We start from the raw sequence: 3,535 nt of genomic DNA on the forward strand, positions 1-3,535 counted from the left end.
ACGCCATTTTGTGGTACGGGTAATATGCTGAGAGCCTTCCCCTGCCTGTTCCGGCGCAGAATATGTCACTACCGCAGTGGATAATCCGGTAACATCAATACCTGTCATGGTAATGAAGTCCCCCTGAGGCATCGGAACCAGGTTCTGCTGTGTTCGTTCAATCCCGGCATCAGAAAAAAGCCCCCGGAGATAATCACCGAGGGCCTGATAAAGATCGCTTTCCGTAACGGAGAGGGTCACACCTGAAGACATACAATAACCCTCGTCCAGTCCGGCCAGATTTCCGGTACCTCAACCACCAGCCACGTTTCATCGCCAATAACGAACTTGTCGCCGCCCTGCTGCCGGGTACGGTTAATCCCGCACCAGTTGCCTTCGGTGTACAGTGTGGCGAAAACACCCTGCTGGTTCAGATTGTCGAGATGGCGTAAATCCGCCTGGGTGACGGCCTGTTTTTGTACCCTGACGGGAACCGGATCTTCATACTCAGGCACGCGGGAATAATCCGTCTGCTGTGTACTCCCGCGCGAGCGATAAACCAGAGCGTCCGTATAAGGATTTACCCGGCGTACCGCGCCGGAAACAATACCGTGGAGGTTCATTTCTTGCCCCCGTCAACAGAATAATCGACACTGTCCATCATATGACCGGTTTCAATAAGCGGGTTGTTAAAGCCCTTTTGCCGGACAGTGGATGCGGCGTTGGGCGGCCTTTTCCAGTCGCGAATAAACATCTGCAACTGCCCTTTGATATGCTCCCCCATGTACACCAGAGCGGTCGCGGTATCAAAATCATTCGCCCGTAATAATGTCACCATTTTTTCGCCCCATTCGGGACTTTTATGTTCAATCATCTTACGGAAGAACGGACGGGGTGGAATGGTGACCGTGTGTTCAGGAATAACCACATCCTGAGCAAAATTACCCTTACCGGATTTGACAAAGCGGTGCCCGATTTCTCCCGTTTTTTCGTTATAGCGAAAGTGAAGCGTCTGCTCGCGAGCGGGTATAATCGCACTACCGCCAAACTCGTTAATGGCGGCGATATACGCCACCGGCGTACCGTCGGGGTAGGTTGCCCCTTCAAGAAAACCCACTTTGAGGCTTTTGCCCGATTTAAGGTTATCTGCGGCCTGTTTCAGCTTCTGCCTGAACTGTTTGCCGCCCGTGACTTTGTTTACCATCGACGCCCCCTCCCGTATCCCCGGTAATAATGCCCCGGATAACGCGAAGGGGAGCCGCCGGAATGATACTGCATTGAACGGTACGGTGCCGTCGCCTGCCAGTAGTCAGCACCGTAAGGTGTCTGGAGATACCACCACGACGCATCGTTACTGCCGCTATTGTCCACGGAGACGGAAACGGAACCTTCCGACGCACTGGTGATACGTCCCACCAGTCCGGCCTGTCCGTCACCGCTTTTGCCGAATCCACGCAACGCGCACTGGTGAGCAACCAGCAGGAACAAAAGCTGTTCCCGCTCGTTCAGGTCGGTAACCGGACTGTCGTCCGTATTATCCAGGTACAGCGCGGTCGCTTTACCGAACAGGGCGGCTGCGGCAACCTGACCAGCAGCGGAAAACTCCGGGTAAAGGGCCGAAAATGCCTGCCAGTCAAACGTTACCGTACCCATACCATTTTACTCCTGAGGTTTACCCATCACTTCATCATCGCGGTTAATGCCCGGAGCCGGATCTTTCTGCGGCAGCGGTTCAAGGCCGGATTTAACGGTTTCCTGTTCCGTAGCCTGCGCGGCAGCGCTGTTCACCTTATCCTGCGCAAAAATAACGCCGTTTTCCACGTAGGGCTGTTGACTATGTTCCGCCAGCCAGGCTTCCCAGAACGCCTTTTCAACCTGCGTCAGACCATAGCCACCCACAATTTTAACCGCGTTATTCCGCCAGCCTGCCACCTGAACCCGTTTCTGGCCCACTTCCAGCACTATGCCATTCGGCAGTTTGCAGCCCACTGTTACCATTTCAGCCATAACTCACACCCCCAGCATTTGTGCATACGCCAGCGGCTGGCGAATAATCGCCCCCCAGGTACCGGCAGATTTTTTTTGTTTCCAGGCAGATGATTCAGTCACTACCGCATGGGCGCGCATTTTTTCAGTGAAAGAGCAATAGCCTGTATCCTGTTCACCCAGACGCTCCGCGATAAGCTGTACCAGCTCGCCAGCGTCAGAGGTGTATTCCACTGCCGTTTCAATGGTCATCGCCGGGAAGTTTTTCGCCAGCAGATCGGACACGTTAACCTTGTACTGGTTAGTCTTGGTGAGGTTCACCTCCGCCAGCGGCGACATGCACAGCTTCATTTTGTCGGTACGCTCAATATGGCCGTTAGTCTGCTTCACCAGTTGTTTAAAGAGCTTCACGACATCGTCATACACGCCCTGTCCGTCCTTGTCGTCCCACTTCAGCTTACCGTCCACGGTATCCGGGGTGATCGGTGCGGATAACGACGGGTCATTCAGCAAACCGTAGTTCGCCAGTCCGGCAATACCGTAGAAATAGGACTTATTCTGGAACTTATTCAGCGTCAGTGCCGACGCCACGTTCAGCTCAGCCGCCCAGCCAATACGGGCTGCGCCGTACATTTCCAGCTCACGTTCGCCCCATACGGTAAACGTCTGGAAGTGGTAACTTTGACGCGGTACCCAGTTGACGTTTGCGCTTACCACCCCGTTGTTGTTGTAGTCCCCGTAGGAACTCACTTCCCCGACCGATTCTGCAATCGGGAACTGTGCAGACAGTGTTGTCCAGTCACCTTTTTTGGTTTCGCCCAGAATCTGAGAGGCTTTCATCGGCGTCACCAGCACACGGATCAGTTCTGGCTCAACGTAATTGGTGAAATATGCAGGGATACCACTGTTAGCCGCGGTGACCAGCGCAGGCTGCGCGTCCATCGCCAGTCCGTAATCGGCGGCGTATTCCTGTGGCAGATAAGCCTGCGCACCGGGAAGGATAATCCCGTAGTCGCGGCTTACCGTCGCATAATGCTGTTTAAATTTATTCATCATTTGCTCCAGGTGCTGATCTTAATAACTTCTTTCGCCGCCGCAGCGCTGGCAACGGAAAACCCGGTTTCGACAAAACCCGCCATCGTGGCGCCTGCCGACCCCGTGGCTATCTCCCCGGTGGTCAGGGAGGCAAAAACTTTCTGCCCGACCGTCGCAGCGGTGGTGGTCAGCGCCCAGAAGTCCCCCGATACCATCAGGGTACATTCACGTCCCGGGTAAATAGTGTTTGAGTCCCCGGCCAGCCATTCCACAACAGAAGCCTGCCCGTCGCGTGGAACAAAACCCGCCGGCTCACCGGTTCCCTTATTGGCGGCAACGCCTTTGGTTACCCAGGCAAACCGGGCAATAACCAGTCCGTCAGGGCCGGTAATCAGCGCGCCTTCTCCCGCCACATATGAGGCGTGAGGGTTATCACTGGCAAATGCCCCCGGAATCCCCGGTGCCGGGTACTGGTTCATGTGTGTCTGAAAAGTATTCATATCAGTAACCTCGTTTCAGTTTTGCACCGGGGAAA

The 3,535-nt window shown here is 54.7% G+C and carries 6 protein-coding genes and 1 pseudogene; all 7 read right to left on the bottom strand.

Annotated elements, in window-relative coordinates; all coding sequences use genetic code 11:
- Positions 1 to 252 (bottom strand): annotated as a pseudogene (locus tag HV477_RS27650) (hypothetical protein); the annotation flags it as partial.
- On the bottom strand, positions 237 to 602 hold the full coding sequence (locus HV477_RS27655; RefSeq protein ID WP_175065719.1) for a hypothetical protein: 366 nt from the start codon (positions 600 to 602) through the stop codon (positions 237 to 239). The pseudogene HV477_RS27650 and the gene HV477_RS27655, both read right to left, overlap by 16 nt.
- The gene (locus HV477_RS27660; protein WP_175065720.1) at positions 599 to 1,183 is read right to left on the bottom strand and encodes a hypothetical protein; all 585 of its coding nucleotides are present in this window, start codon (positions 1,181 to 1,183) and stop codon (positions 599 to 601) included. The genes HV477_RS27655 and HV477_RS27660 overlap by 4 nt, the downstream gene beginning before the upstream one ends.
- On the bottom strand, positions 1,177 to 1,632 hold the full coding sequence (locus HV477_RS27665; RefSeq protein ID WP_175065721.1) for a DUF4054 domain-containing protein: 456 nt from the start codon (positions 1,630 to 1,632) through the stop codon (positions 1,177 to 1,179). Before HV477_RS27665 ends, HV477_RS27660 begins: the two co-directional genes overlap by 7 nt.
- Positions 1,633 to 1,638: 6 nt before the next feature.
- Entirely contained in the window at positions 1,639 to 1,986 is a 348-nt protein-coding gene (locus HV477_RS27670; protein WP_175065722.1) for a hypothetical protein, read from the bottom strand.
- Between the two features lie 3 nt (positions 1,987 to 1,989).
- A complete protein-coding gene (locus tag HV477_RS27675) occupies positions 1,990 to 3,018 on the bottom strand; it encodes a DUF2184 domain-containing protein (RefSeq protein ID WP_175065724.1) in 1,029 nt (342 codons plus the stop codon).
- Positions 3,018 to 3,500 carry a hypothetical protein gene (locus tag HV477_RS27680; RefSeq protein ID WP_175065723.1) on the bottom strand — a complete coding sequence of 161 codons (483 nt, stop codon included), beginning with the start codon at positions 3,498 to 3,500 and terminating at the stop codon, positions 3,018 to 3,020. Before HV477_RS27680 ends, HV477_RS27675 begins: the two co-directional genes overlap by 1 nt.
- Positions 3,501 to 3,535 lie beyond the last annotated feature (35 nt).

The sequence above is a fragment of the Salmonella sp. SG203 genome, from assembly GCF_013350575.1.
GTDB lineage: Bacteria > Pseudomonadota > Gammaproteobacteria > Enterobacterales > Enterobacteriaceae > Salmonella > Salmonella enterica.

Coding starts and splice junctions, on each gene's coding strand:
- HV477_RS27655 (WP_175065719.1), bottom strand. CDS start 602: ATGAACCTCCACGGTATTGTTTCCGGCGCGGTACGCCGGGTAAATCCT.
- HV477_RS27660 (WP_175065720.1), bottom strand. CDS start 1,183: ATGGTAAACAAAGTCACGGGCGGCAAACAGTTCAGGCAGAAGCTGAAA.
- HV477_RS27665 (WP_175065721.1), bottom strand. CDS start 1,632: ATGGGTACGGTAACGTTTGACTGGCAGGCATTTTCGGCCCTTTACCCG.
- HV477_RS27670 (WP_175065722.1), bottom strand. CDS start 1,986: ATGGCTGAAATGGTAACAGTGGGCTGCAAACTGCCGAATGGCATAGTG.
- HV477_RS27675 (WP_175065724.1), bottom strand. CDS start 3,018: ATGAATAAATTTAAACAGCATTATGCGACGGTAAGCCGCGACTACGGG.
- HV477_RS27680 (WP_175065723.1), bottom strand. CDS start 3,500: ATGAATACTTTTCAGACACACATGAACCAGTACCCGGCACCGGGGATT.